Annotated in this window: 16 protein-coding genes; all 16 read left to right on the top strand. The window is 58.6% G+C overall.

The window, feature by feature from the left end:
- The first annotated feature begins 291 nt into the window (after positions 1–291).
- The 16 genes from B1781_RS11520 (at position 292) to B1781_RS11445 (ending at position 16,834) form a co-directional block, all read left to right on the top strand.
- Complete coding sequence (locus B1781_RS11520; RefSeq protein ID WP_078119809.1) at positions 292–1,344, top strand: class I SAM-dependent methyltransferase; 1,053 nt, start codon at positions 292–294, stop codon at positions 1,342–1,344.
- Complete coding sequence (locus tag B1781_RS11515; RefSeq protein ID WP_078119808.1) at positions 1,334–1,882, top strand: DUF2878 domain-containing protein; 549 nt, start codon at positions 1,334–1,336, stop codon at positions 1,880–1,882. The genes B1781_RS11520 and B1781_RS11515 overlap by 11 nt, the downstream gene beginning before the upstream one ends.
- A complete protein-coding gene (locus tag B1781_RS11510; RefSeq protein ID WP_078119807.1) occupies positions 1,879–2,676 on the top strand; it encodes a DUF1295 domain-containing protein in 798 nt (265 codons plus the stop codon). Before B1781_RS11515 ends, B1781_RS11510 begins: the two co-directional genes overlap by 4 nt.
- Positions 2,673–3,308 (top strand): DUF6134 family protein, encoded by a 636-nt coding sequence (locus tag B1781_RS11505; protein ID WP_078119806.1) that lies wholly within the window; start codon positions 2,673–2,675, stop codon positions 3,306–3,308. The genes B1781_RS11510 and B1781_RS11505 overlap by 4 nt, the downstream gene beginning before the upstream one ends.
- Positions 3,305–3,838, top strand: coding sequence for a lipocalin family protein (locus B1781_RS11500; RefSeq protein WP_078119805.1), 534 nt, complete (start codon positions 3,305–3,307; stop codon positions 3,836–3,838). Before B1781_RS11505 ends, B1781_RS11500 begins: the two co-directional genes overlap by 4 nt.
- Positions 3,835–5,106, top strand: a complete 1,272-nt coding sequence (locus B1781_RS11495; protein ID WP_078119804.1) for an NAD(P)/FAD-dependent oxidoreductase — start codon at positions 3,835–3,837, stop codon at positions 5,104–5,106. The genes B1781_RS11500 and B1781_RS11495 overlap by 4 nt, the downstream gene beginning before the upstream one ends.
- A complete protein-coding gene (locus B1781_RS11490; protein WP_078119803.1) occupies positions 5,075–5,848 on the top strand; it encodes a DUF1365 domain-containing protein in 774 nt (257 codons plus the stop codon). The genes B1781_RS11495 and B1781_RS11490 overlap by 32 nt, the downstream gene beginning before the upstream one ends.
- Positions 5,845–7,116, top strand: coding sequence for a class I SAM-dependent methyltransferase (locus tag B1781_RS11485; RefSeq protein WP_125932041.1), 1,272 nt, complete (start codon positions 5,845–5,847; stop codon positions 7,114–7,116). The genes B1781_RS11490 and B1781_RS11485 overlap by 4 nt, the downstream gene beginning before the upstream one ends.
- 32 nt (positions 7,117–7,148) lie before the next feature.
- A complete protein-coding gene (locus B1781_RS11480) occupies positions 7,149–7,847 on the top strand; it encodes a response regulator transcription factor (protein WP_078119802.1) in 699 nt (232 codons plus the stop codon).
- Positions 7,844–9,103 carry a sensor histidine kinase gene (locus B1781_RS11475; protein WP_078119801.1) on the top strand — a complete coding sequence of 420 codons (1,260 nt, stop codon included), beginning with the start codon at positions 7,844–7,846 and terminating at the stop codon, positions 9,101–9,103. The genes B1781_RS11480 and B1781_RS11475 overlap by 4 nt, the downstream gene beginning before the upstream one ends.
- A gap of 213 nt (positions 9,104–9,316) precedes the next feature.
- Entirely contained in the window at positions 9,317–10,012 is a 696-nt protein-coding gene (locus B1781_RS11470) for a hypothetical protein (protein ID WP_174575408.1), read from the top strand.
- Entirely contained in the window at positions 9,975–11,573 is a 1,599-nt protein-coding gene (locus tag B1781_RS11465) for a GH3 family domain-containing protein (protein WP_164513355.1), read from the top strand. Before B1781_RS11470 ends, B1781_RS11465 begins: the two co-directional genes overlap by 38 nt.
- Complete coding sequence (locus B1781_RS11460) at positions 11,570–12,979, top strand: B12-binding domain-containing radical SAM protein (protein ID WP_078119799.1); 1,410 nt, start codon at positions 11,570–11,572, stop codon at positions 12,977–12,979. Before B1781_RS11465 ends, B1781_RS11460 begins: the two co-directional genes overlap by 4 nt.
- On the top strand, positions 12,970–14,331 hold the full coding sequence (locus B1781_RS11455) for a B12-binding domain-containing radical SAM protein (protein ID WP_078119798.1): 1,362 nt from the start codon (positions 12,970–12,972) through the stop codon (positions 14,329–14,331). The genes B1781_RS11460 and B1781_RS11455 overlap by 10 nt, the downstream gene beginning before the upstream one ends.
- A gap of 71 nt (positions 14,332–14,402) precedes the next feature.
- Positions 14,403–15,455 carry a hypothetical protein gene (locus B1781_RS11450; protein ID WP_125932040.1) on the top strand — a complete coding sequence of 351 codons (1,053 nt, stop codon included), beginning with the start codon at positions 14,403–14,405 and terminating at the stop codon, positions 15,453–15,455.
- The gene (locus B1781_RS11445) at positions 15,452–16,834 is read left to right on the top strand and encodes a B12-binding domain-containing radical SAM protein (RefSeq protein ID WP_078119796.1); all 1,383 of its coding nucleotides are present in this window, start codon (positions 15,452–15,454) and stop codon (positions 16,832–16,834) included. The genes B1781_RS11450 and B1781_RS11445 overlap by 4 nt, the downstream gene beginning before the upstream one ends.
- The last annotated feature ends 41 nt before the right edge of the window (positions 16,835–16,875 follow it).

The following is a 16,875-nucleotide window of genomic DNA, read 5'->3' as shown; positions in this document are numbered from 1 at the left end:
GGTTTCTCTCACAGGTATCGCAATCACGACGTTCCGCTGCCCGGAATGATTCAACCTTCGAAATCGTCAACACCGTACTCCGCAGAGAACATTCTTATCCCTTGTCCAGGTCAATCAATCTATTGCCCAGGGTAATTCGCTTTTTCTAAGTTTTTCATTGAGTTGCACCATGGCGCAGCGTGCGAGGAAAACCCCGCCGCGTGGATTTAACAGGTTTTTGACATTCGCTTGAGTTTCGCTTGACACACGCTGCCTAGACTCCACCCCAACGAACGAAAAGCGGGGTTGAGCATGGGCAGTCGTAAGGTGCATTCGATATTCGAACGTGGGTTCGTACCCGATGCCGTAATGCGGGCCGGGATAAGACGACTTCTCCAGCAGCGCCTCGACGACATCGGTGCGCACGACATCGAGCAAGCTGCCGATCGCGAACAGGTGTTTCTGCAGACCATGCGATCCGGAAACATCGCCGAGTCGACCGACAAGGCCAATCAACAGCACTACGAACTGCCGCCGGCCTTTTTCCAGCAGGTGCTCGGCACCCACCGCAAATACAGCTGCGCCTATTGGGGCGACGACACGCAGACGCTCGATGATGCTGAGGCTGCCGCACTGCAGATAACCTGCGATCGTGCCGGGCTGCAGAACGGTCAGCGCATCCTCGAACTGGGCTGTGGTTGGGGATCTTTGTCGCTGTTCATGGCGCAACGGTTCCCCGACAGCCGTATCACGGCAGTGTCGAACTCCCATTCGCAACGGGCGGCAATCGTCGCCGAAGCTGAGGCACGTGATATCCATAACCTCGAAGTGATCACGGCCGACATGAACGTGTTCCAGCCAGAGGGCGCATTCGACCGGGTCGTGTCGGTCGAGATGTTCGAGCACATGCGCAACTGGGAACGGCTGTTGAATCGGGTTACTGGCTGGCTTGCACCCGACGGGCATTTCTTCATGCATATCTTCGTTCACCGCACCACGCCGTACCTGTTCCTCGATCAGGGGCCGAGCGACTGGATGAGTCGTCATTTCTTCTCCGGTGGCATGATGCCGAGCGCCGACCTGCCGTTGCTGTGTGATGGTCGACTAAGACTTGAGCGCCGCTGGTTCTGGTCGGGAAAACATTACTCGCGGACCTGTGAGGCGTGGCTGCACAACATGGACGGCAAGCGTCGCGAGCTTCAGCCGCTGTTCGTATCGACTTACGGGCGCGATTTTGCCGATGTTTGGTGGCAGCGTTGGCGCATCTTTTTCCTCGCCTGCAGCGAGTTGTTTGCCTTCAACCAGGGGCAGGAATGGCTGGTGGGCCACTATCTCTTCGTCAAGCGTGACGCCAATGAAGGCTAAGCTGGTCAATTTCGTCTTGTTCCAACTCGGCTGGTTCGCCTGTGTGCTGTTGGGCGGGAGCCCGTGGCACTTCTGGGCGCTGGTTGTCGTGGCGCTTGCGGTAGCTGTCCACCTCAATAGCGCGCCGGGCATGAACCCGGAGTTACGCCTGATTGGTCTGTCGTTGCTGCTCGGGCTCGCCTGGGAAAACCTGCTGACGCTCTCGGGTGTCCTGAGCTATCCCTTCGGCCAGATCGTCGGCCAGCAAGCCCCTTTGTGGATTGTAGCCATGTGGCCACTATTGGCCACCACACTCAATGTCTCGCTGCGCTGGATGCACGGCAAGCTGTGGCTCGCCATGGCATTCGGTGCCGTAGGCGGACCATTGGCGTTCTTCGCCGGCGAGCGGATGGAGGCCGTAACCATTGCCGACCCGATGCTTGCCTATCTCATCTTGGCGGCGGGATGGGCCGTGTTGTTCCCGGCGCTGGTCAAGCTCGCGCAGACCTATGACGGCTTCAAGTCGCCACCCCTCGCCCTGTCCCGGGAGGCGTCATGATCGCTATCTGGTTGTCAAGCTTACCCTGGCTGCTCGCGATGGCACTGGCCGGTTGGCTATACGCATACAAGCGCTCGAATGTGAATATCGTCGATACGCTGTGGCCCCTGTTCTTCCTGGCTGCCGCGACCGTTTACGCGGCCCAGGGTACCCACGCCAACGATGCCGCCCAGATGCTGATGATACTGATCGCCGTATGGTCGGTGCGCCTTGCCGTACATCTAACCGTGCGCAATTCCGGCAAGGAGGAAGACCACCGCTATCAATCATTTCGCCGCAAGAACCCCAGGTTCGCTCTGCATAGCCTGTGGAGCGTGTTCGGCCTGCAGGCGGCTCTTGCGTGGTTGATATCGGTGCCACTGGCTGCCGCCTTTGCCCACCTGGTTGAATTCGGTGTGTTGCACGCGGTCGCCATGGCCGTGTTCGTGGTCGGCTTCGGATTTGAAACGGTCGCTGACTGGCAGTTGACGAGGTTCAAGCGCGATCCGAACAACCGCGACCAGGTCTTGGATACGGGTGTATGGCGTTACAGCCGCCATCCGAATTATTTCGGCGAAGCCTGTATCTGGTGGAGCTTTTACCTGTTCGCGGTTGCCGCCGGCAGCGCTTGGACGATCGTTGCCCCGCTCCTGATGACCTTCCTGCTACTCCGAGTATCGGGTGTCGTCATGCTTGAAAAAGACATCGCGGAGCGGCGCCCGGATTACCGCCGCTATGTCAAAACCACGTCGGCGTTCATTCCCTGGCCGCCGAGTCACCAATCCGACCACAGCGCACAAGGGAGTCGACCATGAAGATTGTTGCACTGGGCATGCTTTTGACAGCGTCGGCTTGCGTTCATGCCTCGCCGAGCCAGCTGGAGTTCGACGTTTTTCTCGGGGACCGGCGCATTGGCACCCACCAAGTCGTCATCAAGGCCGAGGGCGACCGACGAGAGGTGGATATACATGCAGAGATGCAGGTTGATGTGCTGTTCTTCACGGCCTACGAGTATCGGCACAAGGCGTCCGAGACCTGGCAGGGCAACTGTCTCACCGAAATGAATGCCGATACCTTCGACGATGGCGAATCCCTGTCGGTCAAGGCGAGCGGCTCGCAAGACCGGTTAATGGTTCGCACGGCTTCGCAGCGAACGGCGCTCGCCGGTTGCGTCCGCAGTTTCGCCTACTGGGACCGGGCCTTGCTGCAATCCGACCGCCTGCTGAATCCGCAAACCGGGACCTATGAGACTACCGTGTTGTCGTTCGTCGGTGACGAGCCCCTGCGTTTCAACAAGCAGTCTTACGGTAAGCAACGATACCGCCTGGCAGCCAATGATCTCGTCATCGATCTTTGGTACGACGAAAGCAACCAATGGCAGGCGCTACAGACCAAAGTCGAGAACGGGGAATGGTTGCGTTACGTGCGTAAGGGATCCTCATCATGAGCGTGAATCGAACCGCTACCCTCACACTGATCGCCGCCCTGCTCTCTGGATGCTCGACGAATCGACCGATGCCAACGGTGAGCTCGGTCGATATCGACCGGTTCATGGGTGATTGGTACGTCATTGCCAGCATTCCGACCCCGTTCGAGAAGGACATCTACAATGCAGTGGAGAACTACGAGCGCGTCGGCCCACGACGTGTGCAAACCACGTTCACCTTTCGTAAGGGCGGCTTCGACGGCCCGCTCAAGGAAATGCAGCCCGTCGGGTTCATCGACGAGCACAACGCCGCCCTGTGGGGGATGCAGTTCATCTGGCCGATCAAGGCCGACTACCGGATTGTATATCTCGATACCGACTATCACGCGACCATCATCGGTCGAGAGAAACGCGACTACGTATGGATCATGGCGCGTGAACCCCACCTTGACGAAGCGACGTACGCGAAGTTGATCGACACCGTGCGCTCGCTGGGTTACGACGTTTCGAAGATCAACAAAGTGCCACAACGCTGGGAGACGAACTCATGAAGCTGGCCGTCATCGGTAGCGGCATTTCGGGCAACGTCGCGGCCTATCACCTGTCGCAGCGCCATCAGGTCACGGTGTTTGAAGCCGATGATCACCTCGGCGGGCATACACACACGCACGATCTGGCATGGAACGGCGTCAATTACGCCGTCGACACCGGTTTTATCGTGTTCAACGAACGCACCTATCCCAATTTTCTTGGCCTGCTGAACCGACTCGGCGTCGAGTATCAGCCGACCGAGATGAGCTTTAGCGTGAAATGCGCGACAACCGGTCTCGAATACAACGGTCATTCGCTGAACACGGTGTTTGCGCAGCGCAGAAACCTCCTGCGTCCCAGCTTCTATCGCATGGTGCGCGAAATCCTGCGCTTCAACCGCGAGGCACCGGCCTTGTGGACAGACGGCAAGGCAGAGATGTCACTGGGTGAGTTTCTCCTGGTACATCGATATTCCAGCGAGTTCGTTCATCGCTACATCATCCCCATGGGCGCGGCTATCTGGTCGACCGACCCGCAGAAGATGCAGGATTTTCCGGCTGCCCTGTTTATCCGCTTTTTCGTCAATCATGGCCTGCTTGAACTCAAGGACCGGCCGCAATGGTATGTGATCAAAGGCGGATCGAAGCAGTATCTGAAACCCTTGTCCGCCCCCTATACCGACGGCATTCGATTGAATACGCCGGTCGAGTCGGTGCGCCGGCTCCCCAGCGGCGTCGACATCAGCACTCGCAAGTACGGAGTCGAACGCTTTGACGCGGTGGTTATCGCAACGCACAGCGACCAGGCACTTCGTCTGCTGGCCGACCCGTCGCCCCAGGAGACGGCGGTACTCGGATCGATTCATTACCAAAGCAACGAGGCCGTGCTGCATACCGATGACTCGGTCATGCCGCAGCGCAAGCTGGCGTGGGCTTCGTGGAACTACCACCTGCAACAAGACCGGAATTGCGTTGCCCTGACCTACGACATGAATCGCCTGCAGGGGCTTGAGGCGCCCGTACGCTTTCTGGTTACCCTCAACAACGATAGCGGGATCGCGGCAGACAAGATCATCAAGCGTCTGAGTTACCAACACCCTGTGTACACCGCACAGACAGTAGAGGCCCAGACGCGTCGCAGCGAGATCAGCGGCAGGCGCAACACCTATTACTGCGGCGCCTATTGGGGCAATGGCTTCCATGAAGACGGCGTAGTCAGTGCCCTAAAGGCCGTCAGCGAGTTCAACGAGGTACAGGATGCACAGTCGGCTCTACGTCGGGCAGGTTAGACATACGCGTTTCGCGCCGCGCTACCACACGTTTCGTTATCGTGTGTTTCAGTTTTATCTGGATCTCGACGAGCTCCCGGCGCTGATGCGGCGATTGCCGTTGTGCTCAGCGAAACGCCCTGCCCCGGTTCGTTTCGATCGCACAGCACACCTGGGCGACGCGACAACGGACCTCAAATCGGCAGTGCTGCAGCGCGTGCGGGAAATGGGCGGCGACGCTGCCATCAGCAACGTGCGTCTGTTGACCAACCTCAGGTACTTCGGGATAGGCTTCAATCCCGTCAGTTTCTATTACTGCTTCGATCGCAGCGAACAACTGCGCTACGTCCTCGCCGAGGTCAACAATACGCCGTGGGGGGAAAGGCACTGCTACCTGATACCGGCGTCCGATCGCCATTCCGCGGCGATCCGTCATTCGACACCGAAAGCCTTCCATGTATCCCCTTTCATGGACCTGGATATGGACTACCGGTGGCAGATCAGCGAGCCCGACGACCGGTTGCACATCCATATCGAGAATCGAAAAGCCGATCAGCGCCTATTCGATGCTTCGCTGGTTCTACGCAGCCAGACCCTGACCGCGGCAAACCTGCTCAGAAACCTCGCGACCTACCCGTTCATGACCGCCAAGGTAGTGGCTGCCATCTATTACGAGGCAACAAGGCTCTGGCTGAAACGTATTCCTTATGTACCCCACCCAAAGCCCCAGGAGGCGCCGTTAGCGGCGAATAAGCGGCAATGAAGATGTCTATCGTCCCCTATCCTGAAACCGGAAACCAGCGTCTGCGCGGCAGTTGGGCGACACGGTTCGCACGCTCAATGCTGTTGCGCCAACTCGCCAAGATCAGCGACGGACAGTTGAGGGTCGTCGAAGGTGAGCAGTCCTGGTCGTTCGGCCAGGCGTCTTCTCGGATACCCAAGCCCGTGACGGTGACGATAAACCATCCCTCCAGTTGGACACAGATCGCGATGGGTGGCGTTTCGTCGGCCGGCGAAGGCTACATGAACGGCGATTGGACGTGTAACGATTTGACGATGCTGGTTCGCCTGTTCGTCAGGAATCGATCGGTTATGGAGGCGATGGAGAGTCGCCTGGGCATCATCACGCGAGCGGTACGACGCGCTTTCTACTGGGCGATGCGCAACACGCCCGCCGGCAGTCGGCGCAATATCAGCGCGCACTACGACATCGGTAACGACCTGTTCGGCCTGTTTCTGGATTCGCGCATGATGTATTCGAGTGCCTTCTATGCAACGCCGGACATGAGCCTGGAAGCAGCCGCACAGGCGAAACTCGATCGTGTGTGCCGCAAATTGGGCTTGTCTCCGCACACCCATTTGTTGGAGGTCGGTACCGGCTGGGGTGGTCTGGCTATTCATGCCGCACAACACTATGGATGCCGGGTGACGACGACCACGATATCCGAGGAGCAATATCGTTTCGCACGACAGCGGGTTCGCGAAGCCGGCCTCGCAGACAAAGTGGAGGTTCTGCTCGAAGACTACCGAAACCTGAAAGGTCAATACGACCGGATCGTGTCGATCGAGATGATCGAAGCGGTCGGTCATCAGTACATGAAACAGTACTTCGCGAAATGCAGCCACCTGCTGAAACCCGACGGCATGATGCTGCTGCAGGCCATCACCATCAGCGACCAGCAGTATCACCGGGCGGTCAAGGAGGTCGATTTCATCAAGCGCTTCATCTTCCCGGGAGGCTTCCTCCCCTCAGTCACCGCGATGGCCGACGCTGTAACCGCTGCAACGGACATGAAACTCTCCCATATGGAGGATATCGGGCTGCACTATGCGCAGACACTGCGCGATTGGCGCAAACGGTTTCTCGGGCGGCTGGACGAGGTGCGCGCCTTGGGGTATTCGGAGCGCTTCATCCGCATGTGGGACTTCTATCTTTGCTACAGTGAAGGTGGATTCGCTGAGCGCTATCTGGGTACCGTACAGATGCTGCTGACTAAAACCGATGCCCTACCTTCAGATGTACGTTATTGAACCACTTGGCAATAACGCCGCGGTGCACATCTATGAATGATTTTCACGGTCGCGTGTTGATCATCGAGGACAACGCCGATATCGCCGCGCTGTTGGTCGACTTTTTCACTGACCGCGGCCATGTGGCCGACCATGCGCTCGATGGGCTGAGCGGTTTAAACCTGGCGGCATCGGGCGATTTCGATGTCATCATCCTGGATCTGGCGTTGCCCGGGCTCGACGGGATCAACCTGTGCAAGAAGCTACGGTCGGTAAAGCATTCCACGGTGCCCATTCTGATGCTCACGGCGCGCGATTCGCTCGACCAAAAACTGGTGGGATTCGACGCCGGCGCCGACGACTACCTGGTAAAGCCCTTCGAGCTGTTGGAGGTCTACGCGAGGGTTCAGGCATTGTGGCGCCGTTCGCTTGTCAGTGGTCGCGCTTCGCTGGAGGTTGGCGACCTGACGATCAACCTCGAAACGCTGGAGGCACAGCGCGGCGAGCAGAGCATCCGCCTTAATCCGGTACCGTTCAAGATACTCCGGCTGCTGATGGAAAATACCCATCGCGTCGTCACCCGGCGTGAGATCGAGTCCTTCGTCTGGGGAGATGAACCGACCGACAGCGACTCCTTGCGCACCCACATGTCGACCTTGCGCAACGCCATCGACAAGGCATTCGATACCAAGCTGCTGCACACCGTCCACGGGATCGGCTATCGCTTGTATGTTCCCGGCGGCACCCCATGAGAGAGCGTGAACGCTGGCAGCGCTACCTGCTGCAGGCGGCGTTCATCTTCTTCACCGTATTGCTGAGCGTGGCCGGGGTGACCTGGATATTGCAGCAGATCCTGGTCAAACAGGCGCTTGCGCTGGAAGCTCAGTCTTTTATTGATGCGAGACTGCAGGATCCGACCTTCCCCTTACCCAGAACCCGGAACCTGATCGGCTATCTCGGCACGGCCGGCGGTGGCGATACGGTACCGGGCGAGCTGGTCGGCCTCGCGCCGGGGCTACATGATTCCGTGCTACTGAGCGGACGTGAAAAACCCACGCCGGTATACATCGAGGATTACGCTCAGGGTCGCCTGTACCTGGTATTTGCCGGCTACAACGTCGACAAGCTGGTCGGCATGTTCGGCCTGGTACCGATCGGTCTGCTGCTGGTCATTGTGTACGGCGCCAGCTGGGTCGCGTATCGCGTCAGCGACCGAGCCGTGTCGCCGATTCTGCGCATCGCTCGCCGGCTGGAGGAAAGCTCGCCGGAACAGGGCCGGCCCAAGATTCCGTTGCAGGAACTCAAAGGCGAGACCAAGGAGCTGGCGATCGCGTTGGACGACTATGCCCGCCGCATGGATGCCATGGTCGAACGGGAACGTCAGTTCAGTTCCGACGTAAGCCATGAGCTGCGCACCCCGATCACGATCATCGACGGTGCGGCTCAGTTTCTTGCCGCAGAACAATGCCTGTCGGACAAAGGCAGACAGCGTGCCGAGATGATTCGCCGCGCCTGTCGCGATGTATCGGAACTGATCGACGCGTTCTTGATTCTGGGTCGCGAACCCACCCTGCTCGATCGATCCGATGCGGTCGATGCCGCCGAGGTGTCTGAGGTGGAGATGGCGAAGCTCTCGCCCTTGTTGGACCAGGAGCGCGTCGGCCTCGAAGTCGACGTCGAGCAACCGCTGTGGGTGCCGGTAAACCGCAAAGTCCTCGAGATCATTGTCAGCAATCTGTGTCGTAACGCCATCAAGCACACCGATGCCGGATCCATCCGCATCATCATCCGCGGCGATTCGCTGAGCGTCGAGGATACGGGCATCGGTATTGACGACGATCTGATTCCGCATATCTTCGATCGCCACGTCAAGGGTCGCGGTGCGCAGCGCGCCGGTGAAGGCATCGGCCTGAATATCGTCAAGCGGTTGTGTGATATGTACGGATGGCAGATCAACGTTCGCAACAATCCCGGCCCCGGTGTGACCGTTTCGATCAAGATGGCCTGAGTCGAAATCAGCGTTGTCGGCCCGGGTAGCCGTTGGGTGTTGGGCCGATACCTTACCTGCGGATCGCCTGCTTCGCCCCGGTCGGCAAGTGCACGGTTTTGCTGTAATCTAGGATTCGACCGGGAAGTCACCAGATCCAGGACCATGCTCAGGGCAACGACGCGCCATATTTCGGACTTGAATGCGGATGACCGTCAGCAGATGTATCAGCTGATGGCCTCCCACTACGACGAGATAGACCGCGCCCGATTCGATGAAGACCTCAGTGAAAAACACCGAGTCGTGCTGTTGCAGGATGAAACCCAGGCCCTGCAGGGTTTCAGTACCTACCTGGTTTACGCGACGCTGCACCCGACCACACGTCAACCGGTACGCGTGATCTATTCCGGCGATACCATCATCAACCGCGCGCATTGGGGTAGCCAGGCGCTGGCTTTCGAATGGCTCTACCAGGCGGGACGCGAAAAAGCCCGCGAACCCGAGGCGCCGCTCTATTGGTTTTTGATCAGCAAAGGCATTCGAACCTATCGATATCTTGCCGCTTTCAGCCGGACGTATTGGCCGCACCCTGTCGACGCGACGCCGGATGAGGCGCGAGCCTTGCTGGAGGCCGTGGCCACACAGCGTTTCGGGGCCCACTATCAGCCAGCGCTCGGCGTGATCAAGTTCGACACCAGTCGCGGACATTTGCGCCAAGAGCTTGCCATTGTCGACGTATCTGAACGCAGACGACCCGAGGTTGAGTTTTTTCTTCAGGCGAACCCGGGGTACGCGCAAGGCGACGAACTGGCCTGTTTGACGGAATTGAGTTCCGACAACCTCAAGCCGCTGGCGCGTCGGGTTTTCAATCGTGGACTGGCAGAAGCCCCCTGTGACGACAGCGACGAACGCCTGGAATCAACTGCTTGACGTAGCGCAACGCTATCACGCCCGGTTTGTGCGGGACTGTGGGCAACCGCGCGCAGCCCAAGAGAACTTCCTGCAGCACGCCTTGGACGTCAACAGCGGGGCCGAGTTGGGCCAGAAGTTTCATTTCTCGGCGATCAATAACTACGGCCAGTACGCCGAGCGGATGCCGATCGTCGACTATCACGACGTAGCCCATGATCTGGCCAAATGGAGCAAAGGCCAAAGCACCTTATGTGCTGAGCCGGTCGTGCACCAGGAATGGACTTCCGGTTCCACGCTGGCTGCGAAGCTCATCCCCTACAGCAACGCCGGACTCGATGGCTTTCGCCACGCGCTCTACCCGTGGCTGTGCGATCTGTGCCGTACCGTGCCGGGCTTTGCGCAAGGGCGTGCCTACTGGGCGTTGAGTCCGGCAGGCACTGGGGCATTTGCCGATCGGGCATCCGGCGACGATGCGATCTATTTCGGCGACGCCGCGTCGCTACTCGTCCATATTTCAGCGGTACCTCTCGCCCTATCGACCCTGTCGGATTCCGACGAATGGCTCTTCTGGTCAGCACTGTTTCTTGCTGCCGCAGATGACCTGAACTTCATCTCCATCTGGAGCCCGACATTCCTGCATCCCCTGCTGGATGTGTTGATCGAGCAAACAGACAAGATCGCCGATGCGTTGGTCAACCCGTTACCTCACGGGCCTCCACCAGCGCTGCAGCCGGCACTCGCAGCCGTGTGCTCGAACGGCGTTCAAACCGCGCAACGGCTGCGCGATGCAACCCGCGGAAACGTTCTCGATACACGTGTACTCTGGCCGATGCTGAACCTGATCAGTTGCTGGACCGAAGGCTCGGCGGCAAGGCATATCGCCGGTTTACGGCGGCGCTTTCCAAATGTATCAATTCAACCCAAGGGACTGATATCCACCGAGGCTGCCGTCAGCGTACCTTTGACCGCACCGCCAAACCCGGTGGCGGCCGTCAACAGCAGCTTTCTCGAACTGCACAGAGACGACGGCACCTGCATGCCGCTGTGGGAATGGCGGGAAGGCGATCAGGGTCGTGTGGTAGTCACTACGCGTTCGGGGCTTTGGCGGTATGACACGGGTGACCGTGTTGTCGTAACCGGGTACTACCGGCAGACGCCGACATTGGCCTTTGTCGGCCGTGGCGATCTGTGCGTCGACCTGTGCGGAGAGAAGCTTGATGAATCGTTGCTTCAACAACGCTTGCCCACCGGCATCGACGCTTTTGTCGCACCGACGCCGGACAACCGAGGCTACTACCTGTTTCTCGAAGCCGGTGCGAGCGACCGTGAGTCGGCAAAAGGCTTGGCACAGCGAGTCGAGGAAGCATTGGGTGAGGTATTGCACTATCGCCACGCACGCGCGATCGGGCAACTGAAGCCGGTGTGCGCCGTCAGGGTGAAACGACTGTCTGCCGCCATCGCCCAGCGATTGAGAGAGACACGCGGAACCCCTTTGGCTACCATCAAAGTCCCAACGCTCGACAAGGACGACGGTTGGTTTGAGTATTTCGTGCGCACCGGAGCGCTGGAGAAGACATGAAGGTCGTACTGATTTCACCCAAAGGACCGCTTTATCGGCATAAAGGGGGCATCTTTCGCAAGTCCCTGCGGTACCAGCCACTGACTCTGACGACGCTGGCGGCATTGATTCCGGCCGAGTTGGACGCCCATATCGAGCTGATCGACGAAGGCATTCAGGACATCCCCGATGACCTGGATGCCGATATCATCGGCATGACCGTAATCACCGGCACAGCACCTCGGGCGTACGAACTCAGCAAGCATTTCCGCGAACGCGGAATCCCGGTCGTTCTCGGCGGGCCGCACGTCACACTGATGCCGCACGAAGCCCGGCAATATGCCGACGCCATTTGCGTGGGATATGCGGAACAGTCTTGGCCCCAACTGCTGCGTGACTTCAGTCAGGGTGTCATGCAGTCCGCCTACTATCAGAGCCCCGACCTTTCGTTCGACGACATGCCGTTCGCACGCCGCGAACTCTTCGACAAACGACTCTTTCTCACCCAGGCGGTATTCGAAGCCACACGCTCATGCGCCCACGATTGTGAGTTTTGCGTGGCGCCGGCCGCTTGGGGAAGAAAGCAGTATCAGAAACCGATCGACTGGGTAGTCGAAGACATTCGCCGGGTGGGCAAGAAGAAGATCATCTTCATCGATCTCAACCTGGTATCGGATACGGATTATGCAAAAGCGCTGTTTCGTGCGCTGATGCCTCTGCGGGTGCAATGGTATGGCCTGTCCACCGTGCTGATCGCGCATGATGATGAACTGATGGAGCTGATGGCCAAGAGCGGTTGTCGAGGGCTGTTGCTTGGTCTGGAGACCGTCTCCGAGGAAAGCCTGCGCGACGCCAAGAAGCGCTTCAATGCCTCAGTCGGCTACAAGCAACTGATCGGCGACCTGCACAAACTCGGTATCGCGATACAAGGGTGCTTCGTCTTTGGCCTGGATCACGACACGCCGGACGTATTCGACGCCACGGTGCAGTTTGCCGTCGACGCCGGCATCGATCTGCCGCGCTTTGCCGTGCTCACACCTTTCCCGGGCACCCCGATCCATCGCCGCTTGCAGGCCGAAGGACGCATCCTCACCCACAATTGGGAATTGTACGACGGCCAACACGTGGTGTTTCAACCAAAGAACATGACGGTCGACGAGTTGCGTATCGGTCATGAGCGAGCATGGCAGCAGGTATACGGCTGGAAAGCCATCGCCAAACGTTTGGTAAAGGCACGAAATGTCAAACCCTTGGCAATCAGTGCGAACCTCGGTTACCGCTTTTATGCCCACAACCTCGACCGTTTCTATACCTGTGACTGGCAGACCGATGTCCTGTTCTCCAATCCGCTGCACATGATTCAGTCCGATACAACGGAGAACATCAGCGTAAGCTCAAAAAGCAAGAATCGGGCGGTATGCGGCTGACATTGATTCACCCGGCGATTGGCCGAAAACAGGGTGACACGCGCTATATCGGCACGTGGCAGATGGAGCCCCTGTCGATAGCCGCGCTTGCCGGACTTACACCGTCGGATATCGAACTGCGTTTCTACGACGACCGTATGGAGGTCATTCCCTACGACGAGCCAACCGACCTGGTTGCGTTGAGCGTGGAAACCTACACCTTCCGCCGCGCGGCACAGATTGCGTCCGAATACCGTCGCCGTGGTGTACCGGTGGTGATGGGCGGCTTCCACGCGACCCTCCGACCAGAGGATGCAGCGCGCTACGCCGAGGCTGTAGTGATTGGAGAGGCCGAAGGCGTATGGGCGCAACTGCTTGACGACGCCCGGCATGGAACGCTTCAAGCGACCTACCATGGCGGCGAGAGCGGATTTGGCAAAGGTTCAGCGCACTACGACCGCAGCTTGTTCGCCAAGAAGCGTTATCTGCCGATAGGCTTGGTTGAAACGGCCCGTGGCTGCCGTTTCAAATGCCGCTTCTGTGCGATTCAGAGCTTCTTCGACCGTAAGAGTACGCGCCGCGAACTCGACAGTGTGATCAACGAGCTTGCCGCACTGAAATCCCGGCACCGCTTCTTTTTCTTTGTCGACGACAACTTCGCCAACGACCCGGCCGAGGCCAAGTTGTTCATGCAGGCACTGATCCCCCTGCAGCTGCGCTGGGTAACGCAGCTGTCGATTGACGCGGCGCACGACGAGGAATTCCTTGAACTCGCCCGGCGCAGCGGCTGCCGCGGCGCCCTGATCGGTTTCGAGAGCCTGGACCGAACCAATCTGAAAGCGATGGGCAAGGCATTCAACACGATGCGCGGTGGCTATCCGCAAGCCCTGGACAATCTCAAACGCCATGGCATCCGGGTGTATGGCACTTTCACGTTTGGGCATGACAACGATCAACAAGAAAGCTTTGACGCCGCAGCTGATTTTGCAATCAGCAACGGTTTCTATCTGGCGGCATTCAACCATCTCACACCGTTTCCCGGAACACCGCTGTACAGCCAATTGGAACAGCAAGGCAGGCTGCGCTACCCGGCTTGGTGGCTGGACGACAGCTATCGATACAACGATGTGCCTTTCCACCCTGCATCGCTGAGCCACCACGCGATACGCGAAGGCTGCCTGCGCGCGAGGAAAAGTTTCTACAGCTGGCGCAGCATAGGCAGCCGCTGGTTGCGTGAGCTCGCAGGCCGTGATGCCTTCATGGCACGCAATTACCTGATGATCAATCTCATGCACCGGCGCGAAGTGGATCAGCGCAACAACTTCCCGCTGGGAGACGAAGGCTGGAAAGGGAGCCTGTTGGAGGTCCAGTGAGTAGCACTGCGACTGCGCGCTACGCCTTCACCGACGCAGGAGCCGACGACGAGGCCGCTCTGCGCAGCATCTTGAGTTCGACGCCATTACCAGGTTGGGCAACGATCAGCTTCGAACGCGAACCGAGTTATTTCGCGGCCTGCCCGATCGAGGGCGACTCGCGCACCCTGCTTGCCAGCACGAATGAGGGCGAACCGGTCGGTTTTTTCTCGCGCTCGGTCCGCCGCGCCTGGATCAATGGTGAACACCGGCGCCTGGGTTACCTGGGCCAGTTGCGGGTGTTGCCGCACTGGCGGGCACGATCGCGGGTGATTCTGCGTGGATTCGAGCAATGCCGCGAGTTGCTGAACGATGGGCGTCAAGAAACGCCTTACTACCTGACCAGCATCCTCAGCGACAATACCACGGCAGCGCGCCTATTGAATTCGGGTATCAAAGGCATGCCCACCTATCTTCCAGTATCGGAATTCGTCACGCTCGTCGCCAGCACCAAACAGGGTTTCGCCGCGCTCAAGGTGCCACGGGGATTCAAGATCCGTCAGGCCTCACCGTCTGACCTCGACAGCATTGCCACCCTGCTTCAAACTTACGGCCGTCAGTTCGGCATGTATCCCTATTGGGACAGCGCCGAACTGCGAGCACTCGGAACAGTCGGCTGGGACATGGAGAACACCCTGTTGCTGCTTAAAGACGGACAACCGGTCGGATGCGGAACACTCTGGGATCAGAGAGCATGCCGCCAGCAACGTGTAACAGGCTATGCGCCGCTTCTCGCCGGTACGCGGAGTTTGCTGAACGTCCCGCTGAAACTGGCCGGGTACCCTGTCCTGCCGCGCCCCGGCAAAGTGCTGAATCAGGCCTTTTTGTCGCACCTTGCAATTATGGCAGGAAACGAACAGGCGCTTCCCGGGCTTGCTGTCAGCCTGCTTAACCTGGCAAGAACCCGGCGTCTTGATACTGTGGTGCTGGGTTTTGCGGATACCCATCCCTACCTGGCGGCGCTGCGCAAACTGAGAGCTTTGCGTTATCGAAGCCGGTTTTTCCTGGTGCACTGGGACGAAGGGCGCCAAGCTGCCCGTGACGCGGCACGCCAAGCGTTTCACACGGAAGTCGCCTGCTTATGACCAAGCGACGACTCGAACGTATCTTGATGATTCGCCCGAACATGGGAGATTTCCGCTCGAAAGATGCGATGGAGCCACTCGCCCCGGCCTTGCTCAAGTCGCTGACTCCACCCGATATCGCCTTCACGTTCATGGATGAGCGTGTTGAACCGATCGATCTGGAGCACTCCGCAGACCTGGTGGCAATCACCGTCGAAACATTCACCGCGCGCCGCGCATATCAACTCTCGCAGCACTTCCGCGACCGTGGAATCCCCGTCGTCATGGGCGGTTATCACCCCACCTTGTGTACCGAAGAGGTCCAGCAGTATGCGGATGCGGTTGTCGTGGGCGATGCAGAGGGCGTCTGGCAGTTACTGCTCAAAGACTTCATGTCGGGCGAACTGCGCGCTGTATACCGAGATACGTCGCCGCAAACGCAACTTCATGTTCAACCCGATCGCAGTGTCTTCCGCAACAAAAGGTACGCTCCGCTATCGCTGATTCAACATGGCCGCGGTTGTCGCTTCGTCTGCGACTTCTGCTCGATCCGATCTTTCTATGGATCGCATCAGGCCGCTTACAGCATCGAGCAGACCGTGCGTGCATTTGACGAGGCGAGGCATCGTCGCGTGTTTTTCGTCGACGACAACCTGTTTGCTTCGAAATCGGCCCTCATTGCCTTGCTGAAAGTGCTGGTGCGTTACAACCGCAGTGTGCCGTTCCATCGGCGCAAGCAGTGGTGCTGTCAGATCAGTCTCGACGTTTGTCGCGACGAAGCTGTCCTCGATTTGCTGGCTGAGAGTGGCTGTTTCATGGTGCTGATCGGTTTCGAATCGCTCCAAGCCGACAACCTGAAAGAGATGGCAAAAGGCTGGAACAAAGGCCGGCCTACTTATGAGCAGGCACTTCAGCGCCTGCGCCAACGCAACATTCTCGTGTACGGCACCTTTGTTTTCGGGTATGCAAACGACAGCGTTTCAAGCTTTGCCGAGACCGTCGATTTCAGCATTGAGCAGAAGCTGTGCATTGCCAATTTCAATCCACTGACGCCGATGCCGGGAAGCCCCGTCTACGACCGACTGCGGACGGAGGGCCGCTTGCTACATCGCCGCTGGTGGCTCGAACCCGATTATCACTATGGACAAGCAATCTTCCGACCCGAAGGCATGACACCGGAGCAACTCGAGCAAGGCTGCTACGACGCGCGCCTTCGGTTTTATGCCCCGGGTTCAATTGCGTCGCGACTGATGCCTTGGCCTGTAGGACAGACGTCGTGGAAGAACCTGGATATCGCCGTGTTGGCCAACTGGATCTCTCGATCGGAAATCCGCAATAAACAAGGTCGCCACCTGGGAAGTGTGGCGCAAACCGATGAAGCTTACGCTGATCAAACCTAACATAGGCCGCATGCTACACGGCCCTTATATCGACGAAGGGC

Source organism: Thiosocius teredinicola (assembly GCF_002009425.1).
Classification (GTDB): Bacteria; Pseudomonadota; Gammaproteobacteria; order Chromatiales; family Chromatiaceae; genus Thiosocius; species Thiosocius teredinicola.
The sequence above is the reverse complement of the archived record's forward strand: the minus strand, read 5'-3'. Positions and strand labels throughout refer to the sequence as shown.

Bases quoted from the DNA above. Each gene is read 5' to 3' on its own strand.
- B1781_RS11515 (WP_078119808.1), top strand. From the start codon at position 1,334: ATGAAGGCTAAGCTGGTCAATTTCGTCTTGTTCCAACTCGGCTGGTTC.
- B1781_RS11505 (WP_078119806.1), top strand. From the start codon at position 2,673: ATGAAGATTGTTGCACTGGGCATGCTTTTGACAGCGTCGGCTTGCGTT.
- B1781_RS11470 (WP_174575408.1), top strand. From the start codon at position 9,317: ATGGCCTCCCACTACGACGAGATAGACCGCGCCCGATTCGATGAAGAC.
- B1781_RS11485 (WP_125932041.1), top strand. From the start codon at position 5,845: ATGAAGATGTCTATCGTCCCCTATCCTGAAACCGGAAACCAGCGTCTG.
- B1781_RS11455 (WP_078119798.1), top strand. From the start codon at position 12,970: ATGCGGCTGACATTGATTCACCCGGCGATTGGCCGAAAACAGGGTGAC.
- B1781_RS11495 (WP_078119804.1), top strand. From the start codon at position 3,835: ATGAAGCTGGCCGTCATCGGTAGCGGCATTTCGGGCAACGTCGCGGCC.
- B1781_RS11490 (WP_078119803.1), top strand. From the start codon at position 5,075: ATGCACAGTCGGCTCTACGTCGGGCAGGTTAGACATACGCGTTTCGCG.
- B1781_RS11475 (WP_078119801.1), top strand. From the start codon at position 7,844: ATGAGAGAGCGTGAACGCTGGCAGCGCTACCTGCTGCAGGCGGCGTTC.
- B1781_RS11460 (WP_078119799.1), top strand. From the start codon at position 11,570: ATGAAGGTCGTACTGATTTCACCCAAAGGACCGCTTTATCGGCATAAA.
- B1781_RS11510 (WP_078119807.1), top strand. From the start codon at position 1,879: ATGATCGCTATCTGGTTGTCAAGCTTACCCTGGCTGCTCGCGATGGCA.
- B1781_RS11445 (WP_078119796.1), top strand. From the start codon at position 15,452: ATGACCAAGCGACGACTCGAACGTATCTTGATGATTCGCCCGAACATG.
- B1781_RS11520 (WP_078119809.1), top strand. From the start codon at position 292: ATGGGCAGTCGTAAGGTGCATTCGATATTCGAACGTGGGTTCGTACCC.
- B1781_RS11500 (WP_078119805.1), top strand. From the start codon at position 3,305: ATGAGCGTGAATCGAACCGCTACCCTCACACTGATCGCCGCCCTGCTC.
- B1781_RS11480 (WP_078119802.1), top strand. From the start codon at position 7,149: ATGAATGATTTTCACGGTCGCGTGTTGATCATCGAGGACAACGCCGAT.